This is a genomic window from Halobellus sp. Atlit-38R, assembly GCF_003665925.1.
GTDB lineage: Archaea > Halobacteriota > Halobacteria > Halobacteriales > Haloferacaceae > Haloquadratum > Haloquadratum inordinatus.
In genome coordinates this window covers 1-618 of record NZ_QXIJ01000121.1, presented here as the reverse complement: position 1 = coordinate 618, position 618 = coordinate 1, and the positions used below count along the sequence as shown (strand labels likewise).

At 63.8% G+C, this 618-nt stretch carries 2 pseudogenes; both read left to right on the top strand.

The window, feature by feature from the left end:
- Positions 1–202: pseudogene (locus tag D3D02_RS18440) on the top strand (hypothetical protein); the annotation flags it as partial.
- Positions 186–618: pseudogene (locus D3D02_RS18435) on the top strand (transferase); the annotation flags it as partial. The pseudogenes D3D02_RS18440 and D3D02_RS18435, both read left to right, overlap by 17 nt.

Sequence of the window (618 nt, the reverse complement as noted above, 5' to 3'; positions counted from 1 at the left end):
CAGCCGAGTCAACGACGTGCGGTCGGAGTTCATCCAGCAGGCCTCAGGGTGGTCCGCACGGCGGCTCAGCACGGTCGAACTCTTCGTGTTGAATATGGACTTCTGGAACGGCCGCGAACACGACTACGACGACGCAGAGAGCGTCGTTCGCGAACAACCCATCATCGGCCACTCGCGCCGGGAGGATGCCCACGATGCGTAACCTCGTCCTCCAGACGGGCAGCGGAGCCGTCAGCCAGCTCACGGAGTGGCTCACGAATCCGACCTTAGCTGAAGGGGCGGCCCTCTACATCCTGCTCGCGGTACTGGTCGGTATCGGCGGGAAACTCCTCTGGGACTGGTACACCGAAGACGACGAGGAAGAGGTCGAGTTCTCGGATCTGCTCGACGAGGAGACCATCGAACAGGGCGCGGCCGAACGCCAACTCCTCGACGACATCGCTGAGTCACACAAGACGGTGACGGCGCCGGCGGCGATCGAGTGGGAGACGCGCGCGGCACGGGTCGGCGAGCAGTGGACGACGACGCTGTACATCGCTGACTACCCGGACTACCCCAACGACGGCTACCTCTCCGAGCTCTTCGAGATGACGGACGTTCAGTTCGATCTGACGGCCC